Annotated in this window: 23 protein-coding genes; 5 read left to right on the plus strand and 18 right to left on the minus strand. The window is 62.6% G+C overall.

The features are described 5' to 3' along the window. The first annotated feature begins 5 nt into the window (after nucleotides 1–5). Nucleotides 6–428 carry a hypothetical protein gene (locus DIC66_RS07365; RefSeq protein ID WP_117175572.1) on the plus strand — a complete coding sequence of 141 codons (423 nt, stop codon included), beginning with the start codon at nucleotides 6–8 and terminating at the stop codon, nucleotides 426–428. Between the two features lie 14 nt (nucleotides 429–442). Here DIC66_RS07365 and DIC66_RS07370 read toward each other — a convergent pair whose 3' ends face one another. The 9 genes from DIC66_RS07370 to DIC66_RS07410 all read right to left on the minus strand — a co-directional run bounded on the left by DIC66_RS07370 (nucleotide 443) and on the right by DIC66_RS07410 (nucleotide 10,120). Next, nucleotides 443–1,273, minus strand: coding sequence for an urease accessory protein UreD (locus DIC66_RS07370; RefSeq protein ID WP_117175575.1), 831 nt, complete (start codon nucleotides 1,271–1,273; stop codon nucleotides 443–445). Further along, nucleotides 1,273–2,040: an ABC transporter permease gene (locus tag DIC66_RS07375; RefSeq protein ID WP_117175578.1), complete on the minus strand. Its 768-nt coding sequence runs from the start codon at nucleotides 2,038–2,040 to the stop codon at nucleotides 1,273–1,275. Before DIC66_RS07375 ends, DIC66_RS07370 begins: the two co-directional genes overlap by 1 nt. 9 nt (nucleotides 2,041–2,049) lie before the next feature. Next, nucleotides 2,050–2,883 carry an ABC transporter ATP-binding protein gene (locus DIC66_RS07380; protein ID WP_117175580.1) on the minus strand — a complete coding sequence of 278 codons (834 nt, stop codon included), beginning with the start codon at nucleotides 2,881–2,883 and terminating at the stop codon, nucleotides 2,050–2,052. Then, nucleotides 2,883–3,914, minus strand: coding sequence for an ABC transporter substrate-binding protein (locus DIC66_RS07385; protein ID WP_117175582.1), 1,032 nt, complete (start codon nucleotides 3,912–3,914; stop codon nucleotides 2,883–2,885). The genes DIC66_RS07380 and DIC66_RS07385 overlap by 1 nt, the downstream gene beginning before the upstream one ends. A 132-nt stretch (nucleotides 3,915–4,046) precedes the next feature. Continuing rightward, the gene (locus tag DIC66_RS07390; RefSeq protein WP_117175584.1) at nucleotides 4,047–4,916 is read right to left on the minus strand and encodes an outer envelope protein; all 870 of its coding nucleotides are present in this window, start codon (nucleotides 4,914–4,916) and stop codon (nucleotides 4,047–4,049) included. 86 nt (nucleotides 4,917–5,002) lie between these two features. Beyond that, entirely contained in the window at nucleotides 5,003–6,232 is a 1,230-nt protein-coding gene (locus DIC66_RS07395) for a M20 family metallopeptidase (RefSeq protein WP_117175586.1), read from the minus strand. A gap of 473 nt (nucleotides 6,233–6,705) precedes the next feature. Further along, the gene (uraD, locus tag DIC66_RS07400) at nucleotides 6,706–8,478 is read right to left on the minus strand and encodes a 2-oxo-4-hydroxy-4-carboxy-5-ureidoimidazoline decarboxylase (RefSeq protein ID WP_117175589.1); all 1,773 of its coding nucleotides are present in this window, start codon (nucleotides 8,476–8,478) and stop codon (nucleotides 6,706–6,708) included. 21 nt (nucleotides 8,479–8,499) lie between these two features. Beyond that, nucleotides 8,500–9,450: an allantoinase PuuE gene (gene puuE / locus DIC66_RS07405; protein ID WP_117175591.1), complete on the minus strand. Its 951-nt coding sequence runs from the start codon at nucleotides 9,448–9,450 to the stop codon at nucleotides 8,500–8,502. Nucleotides 9,451–9,472: 22 nt separating this feature from the next. Beyond that, nucleotides 9,473–10,120 (minus strand): GntR family transcriptional regulator, encoded by a 648-nt coding sequence (locus DIC66_RS07410; protein WP_117175594.1) that lies wholly within the window; start codon nucleotides 10,118–10,120, stop codon nucleotides 9,473–9,475. A gap of 79 nt (nucleotides 10,121–10,199) precedes the next feature. Between DIC66_RS07410 and uraH the strand changes: the two genes are divergently transcribed. Beyond that, the gene (gene uraH / locus DIC66_RS07415; protein WP_117175596.1) at nucleotides 10,200–10,553 is read left to right on the plus strand and encodes a hydroxyisourate hydrolase; all 354 of its coding nucleotides are present in this window, start codon (nucleotides 10,200–10,202) and stop codon (nucleotides 10,551–10,553) included. Between the two features lie 224 nt (nucleotides 10,554–10,777). Here the strand turns inward: uraH and DIC66_RS07420 are convergent, their stop codons facing one another. Further along, entirely contained in the window at nucleotides 10,778–11,287 is a 510-nt protein-coding gene (locus tag DIC66_RS07420; RefSeq protein ID WP_117175598.1) for a hypothetical protein, read from the minus strand. A gap of 183 nt (nucleotides 11,288–11,470) precedes the next feature. Between DIC66_RS07420 and xdhC the strand changes: the two genes are divergently transcribed. Both xdhC and DIC66_RS07430 read left to right on the plus strand, forming a co-directional pair. Continuing rightward, complete coding sequence (gene xdhC / locus DIC66_RS07425) at nucleotides 11,471–12,253, plus strand: xanthine dehydrogenase accessory protein XdhC (RefSeq protein WP_233505822.1); 783 nt, start codon at nucleotides 11,471–11,473, stop codon at nucleotides 12,251–12,253. Between the two features lie 42 nt (nucleotides 12,254–12,295). After that, on the plus strand, nucleotides 12,296–13,525 hold the full coding sequence (locus DIC66_RS07430; RefSeq protein WP_117175600.1) for a urate hydroxylase PuuD: 1,230 nt from the start codon (nucleotides 12,296–12,298) through the stop codon (nucleotides 13,523–13,525). Nucleotides 13,526–13,564: 39 nt separating this feature from the next. Here the strand turns inward: DIC66_RS07430 and DIC66_RS07435 are convergent, their stop codons facing one another. The 3 genes from DIC66_RS07435 to DIC66_RS07445 form a co-directional block, all read right to left on the minus strand. Beyond that, complete coding sequence (locus DIC66_RS07435) at nucleotides 13,565–13,816, minus strand: helix-turn-helix domain-containing protein (RefSeq protein WP_117175602.1); 252 nt, start codon at nucleotides 13,814–13,816, stop codon at nucleotides 13,565–13,567. Between the two features lie 36 nt (nucleotides 13,817–13,852). Further along, nucleotides 13,853–14,197, minus strand: coding sequence for a hypothetical protein (locus tag DIC66_RS07440; protein ID WP_117175604.1), 345 nt, complete (start codon nucleotides 14,195–14,197; stop codon nucleotides 13,853–13,855). Between the two features lie 328 nt (nucleotides 14,198–14,525). Further along, nucleotides 14,526–15,962, minus strand: a complete 1,437-nt coding sequence (locus DIC66_RS07445; protein ID WP_117175606.1) for an 8-oxoguanine deaminase — start codon at nucleotides 15,960–15,962, stop codon at nucleotides 14,526–14,528. A gap of 217 nt (nucleotides 15,963–16,179) precedes the next feature. On the opposite strand from DIC66_RS07445, the gene DIC66_RS07450 reads away from it, so the two are divergent. Further along, nucleotides 16,180–16,842: a Crp/Fnr family transcriptional regulator gene (locus DIC66_RS07450; protein ID WP_117175907.1), complete on the plus strand. Its 663-nt coding sequence runs from the start codon at nucleotides 16,180–16,182 to the stop codon at nucleotides 16,840–16,842. A 6-nt stretch (nucleotides 16,843–16,848) separates the two neighbouring features. On the opposite strand, the gene DIC66_RS07455 is transcribed toward DIC66_RS07450, so the two are convergent. Genes DIC66_RS07455 through DIC66_RS07475 form a run of 5 tightly spaced genes read right to left on the minus strand, consistent with a single transcriptional unit; the run spans nucleotide 16,849 to nucleotide 23,444 of the window. After that, a complete protein-coding gene (locus DIC66_RS07455; protein ID WP_117175608.1) occupies nucleotides 16,849–19,932 on the minus strand; it encodes an ATP-binding protein in 3,084 nt (1,027 codons plus the stop codon). A gap of 21 nt (nucleotides 19,933–19,953) precedes the next feature. Then, nucleotides 19,954–21,240, minus strand: a complete 1,287-nt coding sequence (locus DIC66_RS07460) for a sensor histidine kinase (protein WP_117175611.1) — start codon at nucleotides 21,238–21,240, stop codon at nucleotides 19,954–19,956. After that, nucleotides 21,237–21,803 carry a carboxymuconolactone decarboxylase family protein gene (locus DIC66_RS07465; protein ID WP_117175614.1) on the minus strand — a complete coding sequence of 189 codons (567 nt, stop codon included), beginning with the start codon at nucleotides 21,801–21,803 and terminating at the stop codon, nucleotides 21,237–21,239. The genes DIC66_RS07460 and DIC66_RS07465 overlap by 4 nt, the downstream gene beginning before the upstream one ends. Nucleotides 21,804–21,837: 34 nt before the next feature. Further along, nucleotides 21,838–22,563 carry an ATP-binding protein gene (locus tag DIC66_RS07470; protein WP_117175617.1) on the minus strand — a complete coding sequence of 242 codons (726 nt, stop codon included), beginning with the start codon at nucleotides 22,561–22,563 and terminating at the stop codon, nucleotides 21,838–21,840. Nucleotides 22,564–22,577: 14 nt separating this feature from the next. Continuing rightward, complete coding sequence (locus DIC66_RS07475) at nucleotides 22,578–23,444, minus strand: response regulator (protein WP_117175621.1); 867 nt, start codon at nucleotides 23,442–23,444, stop codon at nucleotides 22,578–22,580. Nucleotides 23,445–23,463 lie beyond the last annotated feature (19 nt).

The following is a 23,463-nucleotide window of genomic DNA, read 5'->3' on the forward strand; positions in this document are numbered from 1 at the left end:
CCGCCATGTCCAGCCAAACGACCAAACCTGCGGGCCCTGCCGCTCCCGCCGACAGCCATCTGCCACGCGCGCTGCTGGCGCACTGGAGCCGCATCCTGGGCCTGTGTCTGGGCCAGACCGGGCGCGCCGTGGACGACATGTCACAGGTGCTGGCCGAATGGGCGGCAGAGCCGGAGCTCACGCCCGCGGCCCGTGACTTGCTCGCGCGCCTGAACGAAGGCCTGCAGTACCAGGACAGGCAGCGCCAGATGCTGGAGCTGCTGCAGGCAGATCTGCAGGCCGCCGACAGGCTCCCGGCCGGGCAGGCCACAGCATTCGACATGGAGGCCTGGTTGGCCCGCTTCGAGGCGCATTGCCCCATCCCCGAGCTGCGGCGCACGCAGCCGGGCGATGGGCACGGCGGCGCCCAGGATCTGGAGCTTTTTTAGACCCGCATCCAGACCTACATGGCCCAGATGCGCGGGTTGCATTCGGGCAATTGCCACAGCTCCTGGCGCCATGCATTGCGCACCGCGCGCAGCAGCCCCATGGCGGGCTCCACCAGCGGCGCCAGCGCGCGCAGCACGATGACCTGGCTGTTGGGGCTGGTGGCCCCGGCCGTAGCTGCCAAGGGGTGGCCGGCAATGAGGTCGCGGGCGATGTCCAGCGCCAGTTGCCGGCGCTTGCGGTCCAGCACGGCGCCTGTCACAAAAAACAGGCTGGCCATGCAGCGCGCACCGTTCATGCCGGCGCTGCCATCCATGAGCCGCGCATCACTGGCGTCGATCCGTCCACGCTCCAGCCACACGCCGGGCACCTCGATGTGCTGCGCAAAGCTGCCCTGCACAAAGGGCAGATGGGCCTGCGGCAAACCGAAGGCGGTGACGTCCCAGCCCAGCAGCTCGGCGCCGGGCAGCACATCCATGACGAGGCGGTTTTCGGCATGGCAGTCGCTGTAGCACAGGGCTTCAAGCGGCAACCATTCCAGACGGGCTTCGGGCTGCAGTGTGATGCGTGTGGTCTGCAGGGCCAGGGGGCCGTCCGAGCGGTAAAAGCGCGTGGCACCCGGTGTGGTAATCAGGCCGTGCGTGCCACTTGCGGCTTGCACCGCAATGTCCAGCGTGTCGCCGCCCACCAGTCCGCCGGGCGGGTGCACCAGCACGTTGTGGCAGATGCTGTCGCCTTCCGGGTACAGGCTTTGCAGAATACGCAGCGGCCCGCTGTGTTCGTGCCGGGCCACCACGCGCTCGCCCGAGCGCGTGTAGGCCAGGTTCAGGTTGGCCTGCCAGGCCATCAGCTGTTGTGCGCGCCGCGGTGGGCCCAGGCCGTGGTGTGGCGCTCCAGCACGCTGAAGATCTCGTACATCACCATGGCCATGGCGCCCACCACCAACAGGCCGGCAAACGCCAGGCCCATCTGCATGGCTGAACCGGCCGAGATCAGCAGGTAGCCAATACCCTCGTTGGCAGCTGTCATTTCTGACACGGTGGTGCCGACAAAGGCCAGGGTGATGGCGACTTTCAGTGATGCATAAAAGTAGGGCAGGGAGCGCGGCAGGCCCACCTTGATCAGTACGTCCCAGCGCTTGGCGCCCAGCACGCGCAGCACGTCTTCCAGTTCAGGCTCCAGCGTGGCCAGACCGGTGGCTATGTTCACCATGATGGGAAAGAAGCTGATCAGGAACGCGGTGAGGATGGCCGGCCCCACACCAATGCCAAACCAGACCACCAGGATGGGCACAAAGGCCGCCTTGGGCAGGGCGTTGAAGCCGGTCATCAGCGGGTACACGGCGGCATAGGCCAGACGCGAGCTGCCAATCACAAAGCCCAGCAGCACGCCCACCACAATAGCCAGGCCAAAGCCGGTCATGGTGACCCAGAAGGTGCGCCAGGCATGCCCTGCAATCAGCACCTTGTATTCCCAGAACTGCGCGGCAATGCGGGTAGGGCTGGGGAAGATGAACTCCGAGACCTCAAACACCGTGCAGGCCAGCTGCCACAGCAGCACCAGGGCCACCAGCAGAATCCAGGGGGACCAGGTTTGTAGTTGTTTGCTGTTCATGGTGGGGGTCTATGCACTCTGGGTTGCGGCCGTGCGGTGCGCGCCGATGTGGCTGCGCAGCTCGTGCACGATGTCGGTAAAGGCCGGGGTGTAGGTCAGCTCCAGGTCGCGCGGGCGCGGCAGAGCTATGTGCTTCTTCACCACGAAGCGGCCCGGGCTGTTGCCCATCACGTACACCGTGTCGGCCAGGAACACGCTCTCGCGCAGGTCATGCGTTACCAGAATCACGTTGAACTGCTGCTCGGTCCACAGGTCGCGCAGGATGCACCACAGGTCTTCGCGGGTGAAGGCGTCGAGCGCGCCAAAGGGCTCGTCGAGCAGGAGCATTTTGGGTTCGTGGATCAGGGCGCGGCAGATGCTGGCGCGCTGCTGCATGCCGCCTGAGAGCTGCCAGGGGAACTTGTCCTCATACCCGGCCAGGCCCACCTTTTGCAAGAGCTTGCGGGCGCGCTGCTCGTACTCGGCGCGTTTGGCCTTGAACTGGCTGCGGTAGGGCTCCACAATCTCCAGCGGCAACAATACGTTGTCCACCGTGGTGCGCCAGGGCAAGAGAGACGGCGCCTGGAATGCCATGCCGGAAATTTTCAGAGGCCCGGTCACAGACTGGCCATCGATATGGATGCTGCCGCGCGAGGGCATCTTCAGCCCGGTGGCCAGCTTCATGAAGGTGGACTTGCCGCAGCCCGAAGGCCCGACGATGGCGATGAACTCGCCGCGTCGCACCTGCAGGTCGATGGCTTCCACCGCGAAGTGGTTCTGGGCCTCCAGCTCGGCGTTGTAGGCCAGCCAGACGTTCTTGAAATCGACAAAGGCCGCATCCTTGTCCGTTGTGGTGTCAGCCATTATTTCTTGGCGGGCAGCACGTTGAGCTCGGCCGCTGTGGGCAGGAAGCTGCCGTTCCACACCGCGTCCGCGCTGACGCGCGTCTTGGTGGCAAAGGCATCCGACACCTGGCTGGCCATCAGTGCCAGGCGCGGGCCCTTCACTTGGCCAAAGCCCTCGGCGCGCGCGTCGGGGCTGTTGATGGCGCTGTCAATGGCCATCTGGAAGCGGCGGGTTTCCAGCTCCACATTGATGATGCCGTCGCGCTGCTTCACAAATTCAATCGACTCGGCCGGCTTGGCCATGGCGTCCTTCATGCCCTTGGCAGTGGCCACCAGGAAGGCCTTGATGACTTCAGGATGTTCCTTGATCAGCTTGGGGCTGGCGATGATGGCATTGCCATACAGCTTCACGCCAAAGTCGGGGTAGGGCATGACCACCACATCGGCCGCCTTGACGCCGCGCGCCTCCAGGTTGAGCACCGAGGTGAAGGTGAAGCCGGTGATGGCATCCACATCGCCGCGCGCCAGCATGGTTTCGCGCAGCGGCGGGTCCATGGACGTCCACTGAAAGCCGCTGATGCCGTTGGCCTTGGCAAACACCGGGAAGGCCTTGCGGCCTGCGTCAAACACAGGTGCTCCCAGCTTCTTGCCGTTCAGGTCCTTAGGGCTTTTGATGCCGGATTTCTTGAGCGCCATGACAGAAGCCGGCGTGTTGTTGTAGACCATCATCACCGCCACGGGCTTGTTGGGCGCGTCGGGGTTGTTGGCATGGAACTCCATGAGCGCGGCCAGGTCGGCGAAGCCCATGTCATAGGCGCCCGAGGCCACACGGGTGACCGCAGCGCCCGAACCATTGCCTGCATCAATCGACACATCGAGCTTGGCATCCTTGTAATAACCCTTGGCAGCCGGGGTCAGGAACAGGGCGGCCGGGCCCTCAAAGCGCCAGTCCAGCTGGAACTTGATGGGCGTGCTCTGGGCCGAAGCGGTAGCAGCGAGCAGCAGGGCGGCAGACAGGACAGAAGCCTGCAAGAAATTTCGTTTGTTCATGGTGGGCGGTGGTAATTGAATCGGTGATTCAGTCTAAGGCAAAAGTGGGACAGGGCCTGTGCACGGCAGGACCACACACGCTACCCGCTGACAGCAGGGGGGTGTCGCGTGCGGTCCATGGAGGTGCAACCATCAGAAGTGGTATTCCACCCGCGCCATGGTCGTGTTCGCCGTGGCGCCGCCTTTGTAGAAGGGGTTGGCGTTGTTGTTACCGAACTTGTTTTCCCAGTACTGGTATTCCAGACCGGCCCGGAAGGTCTTCGGCTTGGCGCCCATCAGGCCGCTGACGTCAAACATGGCCATCATGTCAATATTCGTCTCGCCTGCGGTGTCGCCGTTGAACTCGCTCTTGCCCTTGGAGGCAATGAAGTTGGCATAGCCCTCGAAGGACAGGGGGACTGCGCCTGACATGACCGGAATACCCCAGGTCACGCTCAGCATGGGATGTGCTTCGTAGGCATAACGCGGCGTGGAGACCTTGGTAGCGGTGTTGTAGGGTGCATTGCTCTCCCACAGTGCCAACAGGGCGACGTTCAGGAAGCCGGGCACATCCAGCATCAGGCTCGGGCCGGCAACCAGCATGCGCTTTTTGGAGTTGTAGCCAGCATCGGTCTTGGTATTGAAGTCAAAGCCTGCGACCACGCCCACACCCTTGACCGGGCCAAACTTGATCGGGGAACCCGTCACTTTGCCCAGGTCCAGGGTATGGCGGTACACCACATAGATTTCCTGCGCGCCATTGCCGGAGCCATCACCGGCAGGGTCTTTGTCATCCGAGAGCAGCATGTCGACATTGAAGAAATTGCTGCCGTATTTGTAGCCGCTGGCGTGGGTCAGGTTCAGAATGTCTTTGCTGATCTTGTTCGCGTTCCTGGGCTCGGCAAAGTCTGTGCCGTAGCGGTAGCCTATGGAGGTGTCGCTCCAGTCTGCAGCCTGTGCTGTTGCGCTGCAGCCTGCAATGGCCAGCAATACCGAGGCGTGTTTCCAACTCACAAAGCTCATGACAAATCCTTTATTTGGTAGCGTGCACATGCACTTGTGCCAACCAGCAAATAACAGGCCACCTAGGGTGAGTTGTTCATATGCCTTCAGGCTGTTGTAAGCAAGTCCAGCAGAGACCGTGCAATGACCTTGGTAGCACGGCGCAGGTCGTTCAGGTCCAGGTTTTCATCGGCGCGCTTGGCATTCGATTCGAGCACCGTGCGTGGACCCGCGCCGTAAATCACACCGGGAATGCCGGCCTCGCAGAAGATGCGCACGTCGGTATACAGCGGCGTACCCAGCGCGGGGATGGACTCGCCAAACACCGCACTGCCATGCTTTTGCAGCGCATCCACCAGCGGTTTGTTGCCGGGCAGGGGCTTCAAGGCATTGGCCAGCAAAATGCGTTTCACGTCCACCGTGATACCGGGTGTGAGCGCGGCAGCATCGGCAATCACCTGGCTGATGTTGGCTTCCACCTCGGTGGGGTTTTCTTCCGGGATCATGCGCCGGTCGAGCTTGAGCGTGACGCGCCCGGGCACCACATTGGTGTTGGTGCCGCCTTCAATCATGCCCACGTTGAGGTAGGGGTGCGTGATGCCTTCCACCTGCGAGGTAATGCTCTGGTACAGCGTGTTCTGTGCATACAGGGCCGTGAGGATTTTGGTGGCACCCTGCAGCGCGTCGATGCCACTGCTGGGAATGGCGGCATGGGCCATCTTGCCGTGCACCGTGACTTCCATTTGCAGGCAGCCGTTGTGCGCGGTGATGACCTGGTAGGAGAAGCCCGCGGCAATCATCAGGTCCGGCTTGGTGAGCTTGTTTTGCAGCAGCCAGGCTGGGCCGACCTCGCCGCCAAATTCTTCGTCGTAGGTGAACAGCAGTTCCACCGCGCCGTTCAGCGGAATGCCCAGTGACTCCAAGGCGCGCACCGCAAAGGCATACGTTGAAAAATCGCATTTACTGACTGCTGCGGCGCGGCCGTAAATCTTGCCGTTGTCGATCTCGCCACCGTAAGGTGCATGCACCCAGCCTTCACCCGGAGGCACCACATCGCCGTGGGCATTGAGGGCGATGGTTTTTCCGGGGCCGTAGCGGCGGCGGGTGATGAGGTTGGTGATGGTCTGCAGGCCAGCGGCTTTCACCAGCTCAGCGGGCACAACGTGGCGCTCAGTGGCCAGGCCCATGGCGTCGAGCAGATCGGCTGCGCGCTCGGCATGCGGCGTGTTGTTGCCGGGAGGGGTGTCGGTGGGGATCTGGATGAGCTGCTGCAGGAACTTCACCTGCTCGTCAAAGTGGGCGTCGATCCAGTTGTCCAGTTGTTCGTAGTGGTTCATGGTGGTTTGTGTTGTGGTGTTTGTTTATGTGCTGGTGTGGAATTGCGTTGGGCTGAGGTTCTTCCCTGCGGGGCTTTTGTAGGCCCCCCCTATCCCCCCCCCGCCCCTTTCGCCCCCGCCGGGGCGAAAGGGGAGCCAATGCGGACAGCCGATTTGGTTGCGTCGCACCGGCTACGGAAATAATGCAGTGAGGCCGCCACCGTCCTTGCTGGCCGAGGGCTCACGCCCGAAGTTCCGAGCGCCGGAAACGCAAAAGCGGCAAGTGAAACTTTAAACAAGTGAATGGAAATTGAACGCTGCGCCTGTAAGGCCGCAGCCGAAGCGACGCAACCAAATCGGCTGTCCGATTTAGCTCCCCTTTCACCCCGGCGGGGGTGAAAGGGGCGGGGGGGTAAGGGGGGGAATACAAAAGCCCCGCAGGCAGCAACCTCCCCCCAAAAACCAAAACCAAAATAAGCCATAGCCAACCCAGTTCAGGAAAGCTCAGCAGCCAGTTGCAGAAGCAAGTGGTCAAACGCCTCAACCGCCAGCTGCATGTCATCACTGGTAGTCGACTCCAGGGGGTTGTGGCTGATGCCCGCGTTCTCCCCCCGCACAAACAGCATGGCCTGCGGCAGCAGCTCATGCAATTTCATGGCGTCATGTCCCGCCCCGCTGGGCATGCGAAACAGCGGCAGCCCAAGGGATGACACGGCTGATTCCCACCGTTGCTGCCAGACCGGCGCACTGGGCGCAGCACTGGCACGCATGGTCTCGGTCAGCGTGCAGTGCAGGCCACGCGCCTCGGCCACCGTGGCAGCCTTCTTCAACACATCACGCGCCAAAGCGTCGCGCTGGGTGTCGGTCGGTGCGCGCAGGTCCAATGAAAAGGTACAGCGCCCCGGCACCACATTGATGGAGCCATTGGGCACCTGCAGCATGCCCACCGTGCCCACCGAATCGCCATCGGCGGCTGCGCGTTGCTCCACATACAGCAGCAGTTCGGCCACACCGGTGGCGGCGTCGCGGCGCATGCTCATGGGGGTGGTGCCCGCATGGCAGGAGGTGCCCAGCATCTCGCCGGTGTAGCGGACGCTGGCGTTGATGGAGGTGACGATGCCCAGCGGCAGATTCATTTCATTGAGCACCGGGCCCTGCTCGATGTGCACCTCCACAAAGCCCAGGTAGTCGTCAGCGCGGCGTTGCAGGGCGGGGATATCGGCGATGTTCAGCCCGGCGCTGTGCATGGCCGCGCGCATGGAGATGCCGTCTGCATCCACCTGGTCCAGCCACTCGGGCTTGAAGTCGCCAATGAGCGCACCCGAGCCCAAAAAAGTGGCGCGGTAGCGCTGGCCTTCTTCCTCGGCAAAGCCGATGATTTCCAGATCAAAGGGCAGGCGTTGGCCCGCCTTTTTGAGCTGCTGCACACAGGCCAGCGGCACATAAATGCCCAACCGTCCGTCGTACTTGCCGCCGTTGCGCACGGTGTCATAGTGGCTGCCGGTCATCAGGGCCTTGGCCGATGCGCCCGTGCCTTTGTAAATGCCCACCACGTTGCCCACTGCGTCGATGGCTGCCGTGTCGCAACCAGCGTCCAGCATGTCCTGGCGTATGCGCGCAGCACAAGCGCGGTGTGCGTCGGTCAGGTAGGTGACGGTGAGCTGGCCTTGTTCGGCGAAGCCGGGGTCGCTGAATTGCGCCAGGCTTTCCTGCCAGTCCCAGACCTGGTTGCCGCGTTCAACCGTGGCGCCAAATTTGTCAGTCAGACGAATCTCGGCAATGCGGTGCACATTGCGCAAACACTCCTGTAGCTCGTAGTCCGGGTGGCCTTGCAGGCGGCGCTCCAGCGTGGCGATGATCTGCGCCTTTTGCAGGCCCGTGCCGCGCGGCCCGCGCACGGCCACGATGAAGGGAAAGCCGAAGCGTGCGTTGTAGGCGGCGTTGAGGGCCTGGATTTTTTCAAACTCGGCCGGGGTGCAGCGGGTCAGGCCCGCGGTGTTCTGCTCGTTGGTGGACTCGGCCGTGAGGCTCTTGTCCACCATGGCCTTGCCTGCCAGTTCGGGGTGGGCACGCAGGAGGGCGAGTTGTGCGTCCTTGCTCGCATCGCTCACCACCCGCGCCAGGGCCGCCTTGAGTTGCGCAAGCGTTGCAAAGGGGCGCTGCTGCAGGGCGGCACGGGCAATCCAGGGCGAGTGTTCGTACAGGCCGTCGAGCAGCGCGCAGGCTTCGTCCAGCGTGGCGGTATTGAGTTGGTCCAGGGTGATCATGGCGGGTGGCTTTGGTGCGCTTTACGCGGCAAAGGGGTGGGTGGCTTTCCAGTGGCGCGCGATGTCCAGCCGCTTGCAGACCCAGACCTTGTCATGGTTCTGGATGTGGTCCAGAAAACGCTGCAGCGCGGTGATGCGCCCGGGCCGGCCCAGCAGGCGGCAGTGCATGCCGATGCTCATCATGGCGGGCTGGTTCAGGCCGTTCGGGTCGCCTTCGGCATACAGGGTGTCGAAGGTGTCTTTGAGGTACTGGAAGAACGGGTCGGCATGCGAGTAACCCTGGGGCAGGGCAAAGCGCATGTCGTTGCAGTCCAGGGTGTAGGGCACGATGAGCTGGGGCACTGTGGTGCCGTCGGTTTTTTGTACCTGCATCCAGAAGGGCAGGTCTTCGCCGTAGTAGTCACTGTCGTATTCAAAGCCACCATAGTCGGCCACCAGGCGGCGCGTGTTGGGGCTGTCGCGCCCGGTGTACCAGCCCAGCGGGCGGTTGCCGGTGAGGCGGGTGAGGATGTCCATGCCGCGCTGCATGTGCTCGCGCTCCACTTCTTCGCTCAGGTTCTGGTAGTGGATCCAGCGCCAGCCGTGGCAGGCAATCTCGTGGCCCAGTTCGCCCAAGGCGGCGCACAGCTCGGGGTGGCGTTCCAGCGCCATGCCCACGCCAAACACGGTGAGCGGCAGGCCGCGGTTTTCAAACTCGCGCAGGATGCGCCAAACCCCAACGCGCGAGCCGTATTCGTAAATGCCCTCCATGCTGATGTGGCGCTCGGGGTAGCTGGCCGGGTTGAACATCTCCGACAGAAACTGCTCGGAGCCTGCATCGCCATGCAGCACGCTGTTCTCGCCGCCCTCTTCGTAGTTCAGCACAAACTGTACCGCTACGCGGGCCTGCCCCGGCCACTGCGCGTGCGGCGGCTTGGGGCCGTAGCCGACCAGGTCACGCGGATAGGGCAGGGTGCTGTCGTAATGCTTCATGGTGTGGGCCTGGGGTTGGGGCTTAAGGGTTCAGGGCGTTGTGCTGTTTGAAATTCAGGGCCTGCTCGACATTGCACAGGTGTGCATCCAGCAGTGCCACGGCAGCCTCCGCGTCGCGGGCCTTGATGGCTTTGACGATGGCTTCATGCTCTTCGTGCGAGTGCGCTGCGGCGCTGGAGGTCTGGTACATCAGGGTGATCAGGGCACTGCGGGAAATCAGGTCGGTCAGCATCTGGGCCAGCACATCGTTATGCAGGAGTTGTGCCATGCGTACATGGAAGTCGCCCAGCAACTCGGTGCGGCCCGGCACATCGTCACCCTGTACGGCCAGCTTTTCCTGGGCGATGTGGGTCTGCAGGGACTTGATGTCCGCTGCCTTGGCCTGGGCCACAAAGGCGCGCACCATGCCCGACTCCAGCATGCGGCGCACCTCGAACACTTGCTTGGCCTCTGCGGCCGAAGGCGCAGCTACAAAGGCGCCGCGCGCGGGCTCTATCTTGATCAGCCGGTTTTGCGAGAGCCGGTACAGGGCTTGGCGCACCAGCGTGCGCGACACACCGTACTGGTCGGCCAGCTTTTGCTCCACCAGCTTGGCGCCGGGCTGCAGGCGGTGCTCCACAATCGCCCGCGTGAGCGACTCGACAATGAAGCTGGTGGCGGTGGAGTCCATGCGGCAATGATAGCGGTTGGCATGAAAAGTGTATACACTTTGCGGCACACTTTAACGACGCAAAAAGCAGGAGTTATCCATGGGCCTGAGTACACATGTGTTGGACACCATGCACGGCACACCAGCGGCTGGCATGCAGGTGGCGCTCTACACCACACAGGGCCAGGAGGCCACGCTGGTGAAGCAGTTCACCCTCAACAGCGACGGCCGTAACCCGGACGGCCTGCTGTATGACAACGCCAGCCTGAAGGCCGGCACCTACCGCCTGGTGTTTGATGTGGCCGGTTATTTCAAGGCCCGCGGCGTGGCGCTGCCCGAGCCCAATTTTTTGAACCAGGTCAGCCTGGACTTCGGCGTGGCCCATGTGGACCAGCACTACCACGTGCCACTGTTGGTGAGCCCCTGGAGCTATTCCACCTACCGCGGTTCGTAGAAGACGGCTTGGGGCCGCGCACTACGCGAAGCGAGAAGCGTGGGGGCAATGTCTCGCCGCCGGGCAGCCCCAAGGCGAGACGCGGCCCCCTCGGGGGGGCAGCGACCCACACGCAGTGGGCAACCGTGGGGGCAACCGTTCCGCCGCCGGGCAGCCCCAAGGCGGAACGCGCCCCCTGAGGGGGCAGGGCGCCACACGCAGTGGGCAACCGTGGGGGCAATACCCTACATTTGGCCTTCGGTCAGCGTATCCAGTTGGAAGCGGCCGCTCTTGTGCCACAGCCAGGTGTCGGTGTAGGTCACGCGGCCCATCTTCACCGGGGCCGGGAAGGGTGCTGCACTGCGCACCGAGCGCTCAATATCGGCCATCACTTCTGGCGCCTGGGTGGGCGCACGCATCCAGCGAATATCCGTCACATTCCCACGGCCGTCGATGTCCACCTGCAGCACGCCCACGGCGTACAGCAGGGGTGGCATTTTGCCCGCGTAAATGCGGCCCACATTCTTGCCGTACAGGTGGGAGGCCGCGTCGCGCCGGTAGTCCCTGGGCGTGGGGGCGTTGGACACCTTGCCCAAAAAGGGCAGCGGCTGTGGAGCCTGCACCACGGGGGCCGGCGCTGGTGCGGGCGGCGGCGGTGGCGGCAATTTGGCGACGGGTTCCGGTGCCGTGGCACAGGCAGCGATCAATACCGCGGTGCCGGCTGCCATCCATGCGCGCAAACGCGAAGGGCGCATTGCAAGACTGGCAAGATTGCGCACGGGGCTGCTGGGATTCGTCACGGTGTTCTCCTTGATATTGGCGTTGGCATACTGTGCTTGGATTTTGTTCGTTTTTGTTCTTGCCGCTGTCGTAAAAGGTATCCGTTTGTGAATACGCTGTCGCTATTTTTGTCCCGTCTGCTCACTGAAACACACACAGTGTTAATCAGTGTGCAGTCAGCACGCGGCTCGGTGCCGCGTGAGGTAGGCGCCTGGATGGCGGTCTTCTCCAAAGGGGTGCTTGGCACCATAGGCGGTGGCCGATTGGAGTGGGATGCGATTCAGCATGCCCAGGCGATGTTAGTGCAAGCGGCACAGGAGCCGCTTGCGGACCGCACCGGCGTGCAGCAAGCACTGTTCCGCCTGGGCCCCAGTCTGGGGCAGTGCTGTGGCGGAGAAGTGCAGCTGCAATTTGAGTATGTCACGGCCACAGATGCAGCCTACTTGCGCACCCGCCTGACCCCGGTGCAGCCCGGCGTGGCACTGTTTGGCGGTGGCCATGTGGGCCACGCCCTGGTGCAGGTGCTGTCCACGCTGGCCATGCCCATCCACTGGATTGACAGCCGTGATGAAGTGTTCCCGCAAGACGTGGCCGACACGGTGCATTGCGAACACAGTGACCCGGTACAGGCCGCAGTGCCTGACCTGGCCAGCGGCAGCCGGGTACTGATCATGAGCTTCAGCCACGCAGAAGACCTGGACATTGTGATGGCCTGCCTCAAGCGCCAGCGCTTGCATGGCGATCTGCCCTACGTGGGCCTGATAGGCAGCAAGACCAAATGGGCGACGTTTCGCTCGCGGCTCAGGGCGCGCGGTTTTACGGAACCGGAAATGGACCACGTGACCTGTCCGATTGGTGTGTCCGGCATTGCCGACAAGCGGCCCGAAGCGATTGCCATCGCCGTGGCGGCCCAACTCTTGCTCTTGCAGAAACAGGCATAGTCTGTAAAACTGTATACAATTTTTGGCAGGAGATCCGACGCAATGGAAAGCTACTTACTTGACTGGGCCAATCTGCTGCTGCGCTGGGTCCATGTGATCACGGCCATCGCCTGGGTGGGGTCCTCCTTCTACTTTGTCTTCCTGGACAGCAGCCTCACGCCACCGGTGGATGAAGACCTCAAGCGCCAGGGTGTGAGCGGTGAGCTCTGGGCCGTGCATGGCGGCGGCTTCTACCATCCGGTCAAGTTCGCACTCTCCCCGCCCAAACTGCCGGACCACCTGCACTGGTTTTACTGGGAGAGCTACAGCACCTGGCTTACCGGGTTTTCCCTGTTCACCGTGTCTTACCTGTGGAGTGCGGGCACCTACCTGATAGACAAATCGGTCATGGACTGGTCACCCATGGCTGCAGTAGGCGCGGCGCTGGGCTTTTTGGCAGTGTTCTGGCTGGCCTATGACGGTATTTGCCGCGCCTTTGCGCAGCGCAAGAACGGCGATGCCATTGTGGGCGCCCTGGTGCTGGTGCTGGTCTGTTTTGCGGCCTGGCTGGCCTGCCACTGGTTTGCGGGCCGCGCGGCCTTTTTGTTGATGGGCGCCATGCTCGCCACCAGCATGAGTGCCAATGTGTTCTTCTGGATCATCCCGGGGCAGCGCGCCATGGTGGCGAGCATCACGGCCGGGCAGCCGGTAGACCCCATACACGGCAAGCGCGGCAAGCAGCGCAGTGTGCACAACACCTACTTCACCCTGCCGGTGCTGTTTGCCATGCTGAGCAACCACTACAGCTTTACCTACACCCATCCGCAAAACTGGCTGGTGCTGGTGTTGATGATGTTCGCCGGTGCTGCCATTCGCCAGTTTTTTGTCATGCGCCATGGTTTCAAGCTGGGGCGCAATGCGCACCCCTGGCCCTATGCCGCCGCCGGTGTGGTGGCGATTGTGGGGGTGCTGGTCTGGCTGAAGCCGACCGATGCCGCGAATGCTGCCGTGGCTCCTGCCACCACCACGGCGGTGGGCGCAGTGGGCGGCCCTATCAGCTACAAGACCCTGCAGCCCATTCTGGCCCAGCGCTGCTACATGTGCCACGGACCTGCGGTGCAGATGAAGAACGTGCGGCTGGATTCGGCTGAGGCTGTAGCCAGCCATGCGCAGATGCTGTACCAGCAAGCCGTGGTGACCCGCATCATGCCCATGAACAATGCCACCGGTATCAGTGACGCTGAACGCGCGGTGATCAAGCAGTGGTTTGAGTCGGGTGCGCACGTGGATTGATGTGGCACCGGTTGCGGTGGCAGCATTTGCCGCCGCAGATCAGCGGTTATGGTATCCGGATACGGGTGATTCCTTGAGCAGCGTGGCGGGGTCTACCTCCAGGGCTTGGGCCAGCGTAAAAATCATGGACAAATTGACCTCGGCCGTGCCATTTTCTATTTTGGGAATTTGTCTTTTGTATTTGGTGCAACGCTTGGCCAGTGCTTCCTGTGTCATTCCCGCCTCCTGCCTGAGCCGGAGGACATTTTTGCTGAACAGCGTGAGCATACGTTGGGGTTTCATGGCTTTCATGGCTTTGCAGCGTGCATAAGGAAATGGCCGGAATACCTATAGGCCCGTGACTCCTACGCGAATCATTCTGTAGACATAGTCGTTGAGCGGTACACACTCGGAAACCCGCAAGCGGTAGAGGCCATCGATTTCCTTGATTTCGAGGCCGTGCTTGTCTCGGAGATGGTAGAAGTGGCTGACCACGCTGAGCTCGGTTCTGCCGGAAACCGCCATGAGCTGCCGCATGGTGGATGGTGTTAGCAGTTGAATATCCAAGAGCCTTGCGCCCTTGATATGGCCCAGCCAACTGCGTCCTTGTTCGTCATCACCGCTATAAGGCAATGGTCTTGCCGAATTGGCATTTGCCAATTGCTTTACCGTTGCGGCTTTGTCGACTTCCATTGTTCTGATGTATGACATAGTGCACATTTTGGAAACCTTGTTACAAAAAGTCAATAAGAAATTTAAAGCGTTTTCCCTTATAAATATTTAATAAATTTGATTGGATTGGTTGATAAAGAGGCAGCTATTTCAAGGGATGCTGAATTGATCTATGGCAATTAAATATATAAAAAAGGGGCGCCGAATTGCTCTTTTTAATCTGACCAAAATCGTAGTTTTATTTGCTGCAGCCTGAGGCTTTGGCCCTGGCTTTGGTCGGGTGAAGTTCCCACTGCGCAGTGACACGCTTGCACAAGGTGCACTGCGTGTTCGCAAAGCCTGGCAAGCCCTATGCGCTTTGCGCCAGCTGCCAGGCCAAGCTGTTGTGCCGCTCCAGCAGCGGGCCCAACTCCAGTGTGACCAACTCGCCCTGCTGCACCACCACCCGACCATTGACGATGGCGTAATCGGTGTGCGGGCTGCCGCACAGCAGCAGGGCACCCACCGGGTCATGCACCGCACCACCGGCAAAGGACAGGGTATTCAGATCAAAAAGCACCAGGTCTGCGCACATGCCAATGGCCAGGTGGCCGATGTCCGTGCGGCCCAGCACCTGTGCGCCACCGCGGGTGGCGAGGTGCAGCGCATCCCGCGCGGTCATTTCGGCCGGCCCCAGGTCACAACCAAAAAAAGTCTTGCGCTCGCCAGAGGGCAAGGTGCGTTCCTCAGGTGCCTGCATGGCGCGGCCCACGCGCGCCAGTAGCAGCGCCTGGCGTGCCTCATTGACCATGTGGGCGGCATCGTTGCTGGCGCTGCCATCCACCCCCAGGCCCACGGCCACACCGGCGTCCAGCATGCGGCGTATGGGTGCTATGCCACTGGACAGGCGCATATTGCTGCACGGGCAGTGCGCCACGCCGGTCCGCGTGGCGGCAAACAGGCTGATGCCCTCTGCGTCAAGCTTCACGCAGTGGGCGTGCCACACGTCCGGGCCCAGCCAGCCCAGGTCCTGCGCGTATTGCGTGGGGGTGCAGCCAAACTTCTCGCGCGAGTAGGCCAGGTCGTGGTCGTTCTCGGCCAGATGGGTGTGCAGCCGCACCTGGTGTGTGCGCGCCAGCTCGGCCGACAGGCGCATCAGGTCGCGGCTGACACTGAAGGGCGAGCAGGGCGCCACGGCCACCTGGGTCATGGCACCAAAGGAGGCGTCATGAAAAGCCTCGATCACGCGCTGCGTGTCCTTCAGGATGAAGGCCTCGTTCTCCACCACGCGGTCAGGCGGCAGACCACCCTGGCTCTGGCCCACGCTCATGCTGCCGCGTGTGGCCACAAAGCGCATGCCGATCTGACGTGCTGCTTCAATGCTGTCGTCCAGACGCACACCATTGGGGTAGATGTAGAGGTGGTCGCTGCTGGTGGTGCAGCCCGAGAGCAGCAGCTCGGCCATGGCCACCTGGGTGGACACATGCACCATGTCGGGCGTCAGCCCGGACCAGATCGGATACAGCCCGCGCAGCCAGCCAAACAGCTCGGCGTTCTGCACCGAGGGGATGGCCCTTGTGAGGCTTTGGTACATGTGGTGGTGGGTGTTCACCAGACCGGGCGTGACCAGGTGCTGGCGTGCATCGATCACCTGGTCGGCTTGCAGGGCCTGCGCTGGCAGGTCCTCGCTGCTGCCGATGTAGGCGATGGTGTTGTCGCGGATATAGATGGAGGCGTCTCGCAGCTCGCTGCGCGCGTTGTCCTGGGTGGCAATGGTGTGGGCGTTATGAATCAGGAGTGTGGCCATGGCTTCGCCTTCAATCGTTAGGTTGACGAAAAAACCGTGGCCGAATCCCGCTGAGAAACTGCATGTTTTCAGAGGCGAGCGCCGCGTTGCCGTGCGTACCGGGCTGTGCAGGGCCATGATAGCGCCACCAGGGTCGCCCCCAGAGCCCGGATTGCTTTCACGGCTATGTTTGATCTTCCTCAAAGTGGAAGGCAGACCAAAGCGGCACAGTGCGCCCATGCCCGCCAGTCAATATGCATTCATCGCCGATTACCCGACCCAGTCGGTGCCACCGGGTGCCGTTCTGTTGCGTCGCTCTGTGCCGGCTGGGGGAGCCTTGTTTATAGAGTCTGGCCGCGTGGCCTTGGGTGTAGTGGCAGCCGAGTCAACCCTTGCCGATGCGGATGGGCATGCCACTCCCGTGATGGACCACCAGTTGGGCATGGTCGAAGGGCCTGCGTGGCTTGAGGCCAATGCTGCTGTGCTGAACCTGCCCAGCGCCGTGGATGCGGTGGCTGAGACTTCGGTGGTGTTGCGTAGTGTGCCCTTGGAAGCATTTCGCCTGGCCTTGTCGGGCGGGTCTGCAGCGGCGTTGGCCGTACTGACCGACATGGCGCGCGCCCATCGGCAGCAGATGGAGCTTGCCGTCAGCCGCCTGTCCAAGGACGCGGAGGCGCGCTGTGCCGAATGGCTGCTGCGCCACGCCGAGTCCAGTGACAAGGGTGTGTGTTCGGTCAAGCTGCAGTTGCGCAAGCGCCTGATTGCCGCGCAACTGGGCATCGCACCAGAAACCCTTTCGCGCGTCTTGCGGCACCTGCGCGAGCGCAGCCTCATCAGCGGTTCGGGCCGCATTGTCAATTTGGTGGACCCGGGCGGCTTGCGCTCTCTGGCAGGCGTCTAGCAGGCCCTACAGGTACTCCAGCGCCTTGGGGAAATCGTATTCCGCCAGTGCCGCTTCCAATGCAGCAAAACTGGAAGGGTAAGCAAACTTCAACAAGGCTGTGTTATCGCCAAACACGTCCACTGCGGCTGCATCGTCATTTTCAAGCAGGGACCTGAGCTCTTCAACCACGCTCCCAAGGCGGCTGACTTCTGCATCCGATGCATCCACTCGCGCAGGCTCTGGCACCTGGGCCTGCAGCGCAGCCATGAGTTCCGATAGGGAAAGCTCGGTTGCACTCATCAGGGCTTCTATGTCCTCGAGCGTCGCCCGCTTTTGCAGCGCCGCTTCCAGTGCCGCCGCATCTGACTGAACCACTGTGGCGCCCAGATTGCCGGCAACGCCCTTGAGGGTGTGCGCCAGACGTTCAGCGTCCTCCCAATCTCCGGAGGCCAGTGCCCACTTGATCTGCGCCACCGCATCGTGCTGGCCACCCATGAATTTGCGCAGCATTTTTGTGTAGACCGCCTCCTTGCCCAGAACCCGCCGCAGCCCCTGTTCGACGTCCAGACCGGCAATGCCCTGCGGTAAGGCCAGGGTGCTGGTGGACCCTGGGGACAGGGTGGAGTCCAGAGTCGCGGTGGCGGGGACACCGCCTTTGCGGGGTGCAATCCAGCGCAGCAGGGTGTCCCAAAGTTGGTGGGGGTCGATCGGCTTGGTAATGAAGTCCTGCATGCCCGCTTCAAGGCACGCTTGGCGGTGCTGGGGCATGGCATTGGCCGTCATGGCCACGATCACGGGCAGATTCACACCCAGCGCCTCGCGAACTTCCCGCGTGGCGGACACCCCGTCCAGGACCGGCATCTGCATGTCCATTAGCACCAGGTCCCAATGCGTGGGTGAGCGCAGGATGCGCTCCACGGCGATGCGGCCGTTGTCTGCCACATCGACTTCCAGACCGGCGCCCGTCATCAGCTCGCTGGCCACCAACTGGTTGAGGTCGTTATCCTCCACCAGCAGTATCCGTGCGCCGTGGATGCCGGCAAGTCGCTGCGCAGGACTGCCTGCGTTGCGTGCAACTTCCTGCGCTACCGGGCTGTGTGTAATTTTCTTCTTGGCTTTTTCGAGCTGGGTGGTGAACCAGAAGGTGGAGCCTTTGCCCAGCACCGACTCCACGCCCACCGTGCCATGCATCAGCTCGGCCAGGCTCTTGCAGATGGCCAGGCCCAGCCCGGTGCCGCCATATTTGCGGGTGGTGGAGGTGTCGGCCTGCTGAAAGCTCTGGAACAGGCGCTCCATTTGTTCGGTGCTCAGGCCAATGCCGGTATCGCGCACCTCAAAGCGCAGGTTGACCTGCTCGCCCTGGCTTGGCAGGGGCAGCACGGCCACGCAGATCTCGCCGTGGTGCGTGAACTTGATCGCGTTGTTGGCGTAGTTGATGAGGATCTGGCCCAGCCGCAGGGCGTCGCCGTGCAGCGCATCGGGCACGCAGGGGTCTACGTCGAAGACGAGTTCGAGTTCTTTGCTGCGGGCCTTCTCACCGATGAGGTTGGTGAGGTTGTCCAGCACCTGGGTCAGCTCGAAATCGCGTTGCTCCACGGTGAGCTTGCCGGCCTCCATCTTGGAAAAATCCAGGATGTCATTGATGATGCCCAGCAGGTGTTGCCCCGAGTCCTGGATCTTGCCCAGGAAGTCACGCTGCGTGCGGTTCAGCTCGGTCTGCAGCACCAGATGCGAGAGTCCCACAATGGCATTCATGGGGGTGCGGATTTCGTGGCTCATATTGGCCAGGAAGTCGGCCTTGGTGCGGGCCGTGTCTTCGGCGGCCAGCTTGGCGTTGAGCAGTTCGACCTGTGCCTGGCGCTGCAGGCTGATGTCCTGGCAAATCAGCAGGTAGCCGTCATGCGAGTCAATCTGCATGGGTGTGACCACGATGTCGGCCAGAAACGCCGTGCTGGCCTGGCGCAGTAACAGCCATTCGAACTTGACGGAGCCGCGTACCTGGCGCAGCGCCAGACCCTCCGGTGCACTGGCGGCCTCGGCGCCATCGCGCGACAGGGCTGTGGCGTATTCCAGAATGCGGGCGAACAGCGGGGCGCTGGGTTGTCCGCCGGGCTGCAGTGCCGGTGAGAAGCGCGGGTCTGCCAGTGAGTGGTCCAGCAGATCGTCCGGGTGCTGGATGCCAAACAGGTTCAGCGCGGACGCGTTGCACGACAGCACCCCCTGCGGCCCCAGGAACAGATAGGTGTGGGGAGATTTCTCCCACAGGGTCTTGAACTGGAAGGTGGCCAGCTCCTTGTCTTCTTCGGTCTTCTTGCGACGGGTGATGTCTTCCAGATAGCCGTTCCAGATGCTGCGCCCGTCCACCCGGCGCCCTCCATATACCGTGGAGATACGCAACCAGTGCTGCGCGCCCCGCACGCGCGCGCGCAGGGCCAGCGAGAAGGAGGCCTGCTTCGCGCCCGCCTGCACCTGCGTCCTGACATCTGCCATGCGGCCGGCCAGGATCTGCGCATCCTCCTCGACCAGGTTGGAAAAAAACAATGGTGGCTCGGCCATGATCCACTCTGCAGCAACGCCCAGCACTTCCAGCACGCGTTCACTCACGAAGGTGTATTTGATGGCCCCAGCGTCATCGCTTTCCCACTGGAAGATGGCCAACGGCAAGGTGTTGGAGAGGTGCAGCAAATCGCTTTGAAAGCGCTCGCTTTTGATGCGGGCCTCTTCAAGCGCCTGTTCGGTCTTTTTGCGCCGGGTGGCGTCGCGCACCGACAGGCAAACCAGTGGCTCGGGCGTGTCGTGGGCGTTGACACCGGCCAGGGTGACATCCACGGCCAGGGTGTTGCCATCGGCGTTTTGCACCCAGTACTCCAGCGGCACATGCTGCGTGGCGGGGTGGCTGTCAGTGTCTCCATCCAGCACATCGCGCACGGCATTGCAGGCTGCGGGCAGCAGGATCTCCAGCGGCACGCCCACCAGGTCGGCGGCGCTGTAGCCAAAGATGTGTTCCAGATTGCTGTTGACAGCCAGGATGCTGCAGTCGCCACGCACTACGATCACGCCATCGGGCGAGAGTTCCAGCAGTCCACGGTAATCGGCATTGGAATTCATGGAAAGGGCTGTTGAAAAGCGTCAGGCTTTGGAGAAATGAAGCGCCACCGTTGTCTGGCCCGGGGCCGTCTGCAGTTCCAGCGATGCAGCCAGCGCATCCCTTGCCACATTCTGCGCAATGTAGCCACCAATGCCAATATGCCCCTGGTTGAGCTTGCTGGTGAAGAAGGGATCAAAGAAGTGTTCTGCCTGCTCCGGGCTGAAGCCAGCGCCGTGGTCCGTGACCCGGATGGCAATCTGCGCCTCCCCTTCTTCGGCCGATATCAGGATGGGCGCAGCACCGCCGGCGCAGCCGCCGTGCGCGCGCGCGTTGTCCAGCAATTCGCCCAGCACCGTGCCCAGTGCCGTGCGGTCCAGGGTCAGCGACAAATGCGCCGGGCATTGGGTCTGTATGTCCAGGTCCGGATGCGACTCGGCTATCAGGCTGAGCTCCTCCAGCAAGGGTGTGCTGACCTTGGGGCCGGCGACTGCCGCTGCCGATATCTGCTTCAGGCGTTTGACGATGCGGGCGGCGCGGCGGGCCTGCTGGTCAATCAGTCGGATGGTGTCCTGGATGTCCTGCGCATACTCCTCCACTGAGTCAGTGTCGGCCACCATGGAAGCCAGCGCGTCACAGGAGGCAATCTGCACCCCCAGCGGGGTGTTGATCTCGTGGGCCACGCCATTGACCAGGCGGCCCATGATGCCGGCCTGGCGCTGCTCCAGAATTTGCCGCTGGGCGCGCATCAGCTCGGCCGTCAGGCTTTGCTCGGTGAGGATTGCCAGGATGCGCGCGGCCATGGCACCGGCCACCAGGGCGTTGAACTTGCGGTCCAGGTTGTCAAAGGCCTTCTCACACGACAGCACACTCAGGATGCCAATGGTGGCCGTGCCCTGCTGCACCGGCAGAATGCTCAAGGCCACGCCCTGTGGGTCAGCCAGTTCCGCAGGCAGGCCGGTGCGCTCGGCGGCCAGTGCATCAGCGCTCCAGTGGTGTGGAATGCGTTTGTCCCACATGGCCGCATCGAAGGCCTCCAGTTGCGCCAGCTCCAGCTCGCTCACGCTGGCCTGGTTGCCCTGGGCCACCACCAGCGCACAGTGCCCCGCATACACGCACAACAAGCGCCAGTTGTTGACGCTGGAGCAGTGCTTCCAGCGTGCGGCAACGATGCGGGCAACGTCTTCAATCGAGCGTCGGCGCTGTACTTCATCAATCAATTGCAGCAGCCCGTCGTAGCGCACGGCACGGTGCGCATCCAGCAGGCGCTCGCCCGGCGCGGCGCCGGATGCCTCTTGCGCAATCGGTGTGAAGCAGTCGCCCTGGGTCATGACTCCAGCAGGGCCTTGTACTGCGGATCGAGCGGCAGGCGCATGCCGCTGGTGTAGCAGTTGAACATCATGGCCAGGTCAATCACGCCCAGCAGTTCCTTGATCTCGCTTTCGGTAAAGCCGGCCTTGAGCAGTTTCTCAAACTCCTCATCTCCCACGGCGTTGGCGTCGCGTGCCATCTTGTCGGCAAACTGCAAGGCCATGCGGTGCGAGGCCGGCAGGGGCACGGTGCTCTTGGGGTCCAGGATGGACACCAGGTCGTGGTAGGTCAGTGTGGGGTCGAGTTGCAGGGCCGAATGTGCATGACAGGCGCTGCAGTATTCGGCACCGTTGACCCGCGAGACCACGAAAACCACCATTTCCTTGAGCACATGGGGCAGCTCCCCTTCGAGCAGGCAGCCGCGGGTCTTTTCCCAATAGGCCCGAATAAGGGTCGGGTTGTGGCCCAGGCTGGTCATCCAGATGGGCGGTTCGGCCGCGCCGCTCAGGCGCAGGAATTCGTCGTACACCTCACGGGTTCCACCACGCGACTGCTCATAGCTGGTCAAAACATAACGTTGCATGTGCTCTCTCCTTGGGTTGATACATCAGAAAAAATCAGCACGGTGCCTCGATGCTGATGTGGACTCCCTTTGCGGGCTTGTGGACCTCCAGGCGACCGCCCATCTTGTTGTGAACCAGGTCCTGCACGATGCCCATGCCCAGGCCGTGCCCACCCAGACCGATGCGGGTGCTGAAGCCGTCTTCAAACAGGCGTGCATGGGCCTCTGTGCTCAGGCCCACGCCGTCGTCGTAGTAGTGCAGCAGCAGGCGGTTGCCGGGCAAACGGGTTGCGGCAATCTGTATCGTCCCCTGGCTGCGCCCGTCAAAGCCATGCGCCAGGGAGTTGGCCACCAGATTGCCCACCACCTGTTGCCAGTTGCCGCTGTCCCCATGCACCAGCAGCGGGGCCGACAGGTGCATATGGCAGCTCACCTGCAGCTCGGGGCGGCGGGCCAGATTGATGGTCACCGCCTGTTGCAGCGTGGCGTGCAGATCGATAAGCGGCAGCAATTCCGTGCCGCCTGCGGCCGATGCGCGCGTGCTGTTGCCCAGCACCTGCACGCAGAGCTGCAGGCCCGATTGCACCAGGGCCACGGTCTCCCGCCATTCGTCGACTTGGGGGCCAATGCGTTGCTGCGTGGCATCGTCGAGCTCACCCAGAATGCAGTCGGTGAGTGCGGGCAGCATGGAGGCCGCCATGGCGCACACACCAACCGGTGTGTTGAGCTCATGCACCAGACGCCGCAGGCGCAGGTCGGGCGGGGTAGTGGTGTCACTCATGGCGGTTCATGCCTTCAGGGTGTTGCTGTCCAGTGGGCCAAGGCTGCGCGTGCGCTTTGCAGCCACATTTCCAGGAGCTCGCAGGAAGCCGGTGGCAAGGCCTGGTCTGCGGCCATGCAGACGGCCAGCGGCGTGCCGTCGGCAAGCCGCAGCGCGGCGGCATACAGGCTGTCCTGGACCATCAACGTGCCCGGTGCAGCCAATGCCCAATGCAATACCGTACGTTGCTCATCCGGGCTGCCCGGTGTGCCCTGGGCGCATGCCGGCGCCTCAGCCTCCACATCCGACCAGGCCGCCACTGCGTTGAACAGTTCCAGCTGGACCAACTGGGCCAGCAAAGCATGGGCCAGTTCGGTGCTGTTGCGGGCGGCAAACAGGGTGGTGTTGAGGTGGCCCAGCACTTCGACGGCGCGGTGGCAGCCCTGCATGGTTTGCAAGTGGCTGAAAGTGCGAATGCTGGACATCACCGTGGTGAACAGCTTGCTGGCGGTGAGCTCGGTTTTTTCCTTGTAGTCGTTGATGTCGTAGTCCACCATGACCTGGCGCTCGGGCGCCTGTCCGGGCTGGCCGGTGCGCAGGATGATGCGCACCAGTGCGTTGCCTGCCCGCTCGCGGATGTGTTTGATGAATTCCAGCCCGGCGTCCTCGGTCTCCATCACCACGTCCAGCAGGATCACGGCAATGTCGGGGTGTTTGGCCAGCTGTTCGCGGGCGTCTTTGGCGGAGAGGGCGTTGATCAGCTGGCTGGGGCGGCCCAGCACCGTGAGGTTGCGCAGGGCCAGCTTGGTGACCTGGTGTATGGCAGGTTCGTCATCGACAACCAGAATCTTCCAGACCGTATTGTCGACATGCGTTGAACCCGAATCTGTGCCTTCTGCCATATGGACGCGCCCTGAAAGT

Origin of the sequence: Rhodoferax lacus, assembly GCF_003415675.1 — a bacterium.
Classification (GTDB): domain Bacteria; phylum Pseudomonadota; class Gammaproteobacteria; order Burkholderiales; family Burkholderiaceae_C; genus Allorhodoferax; species Allorhodoferax lacus.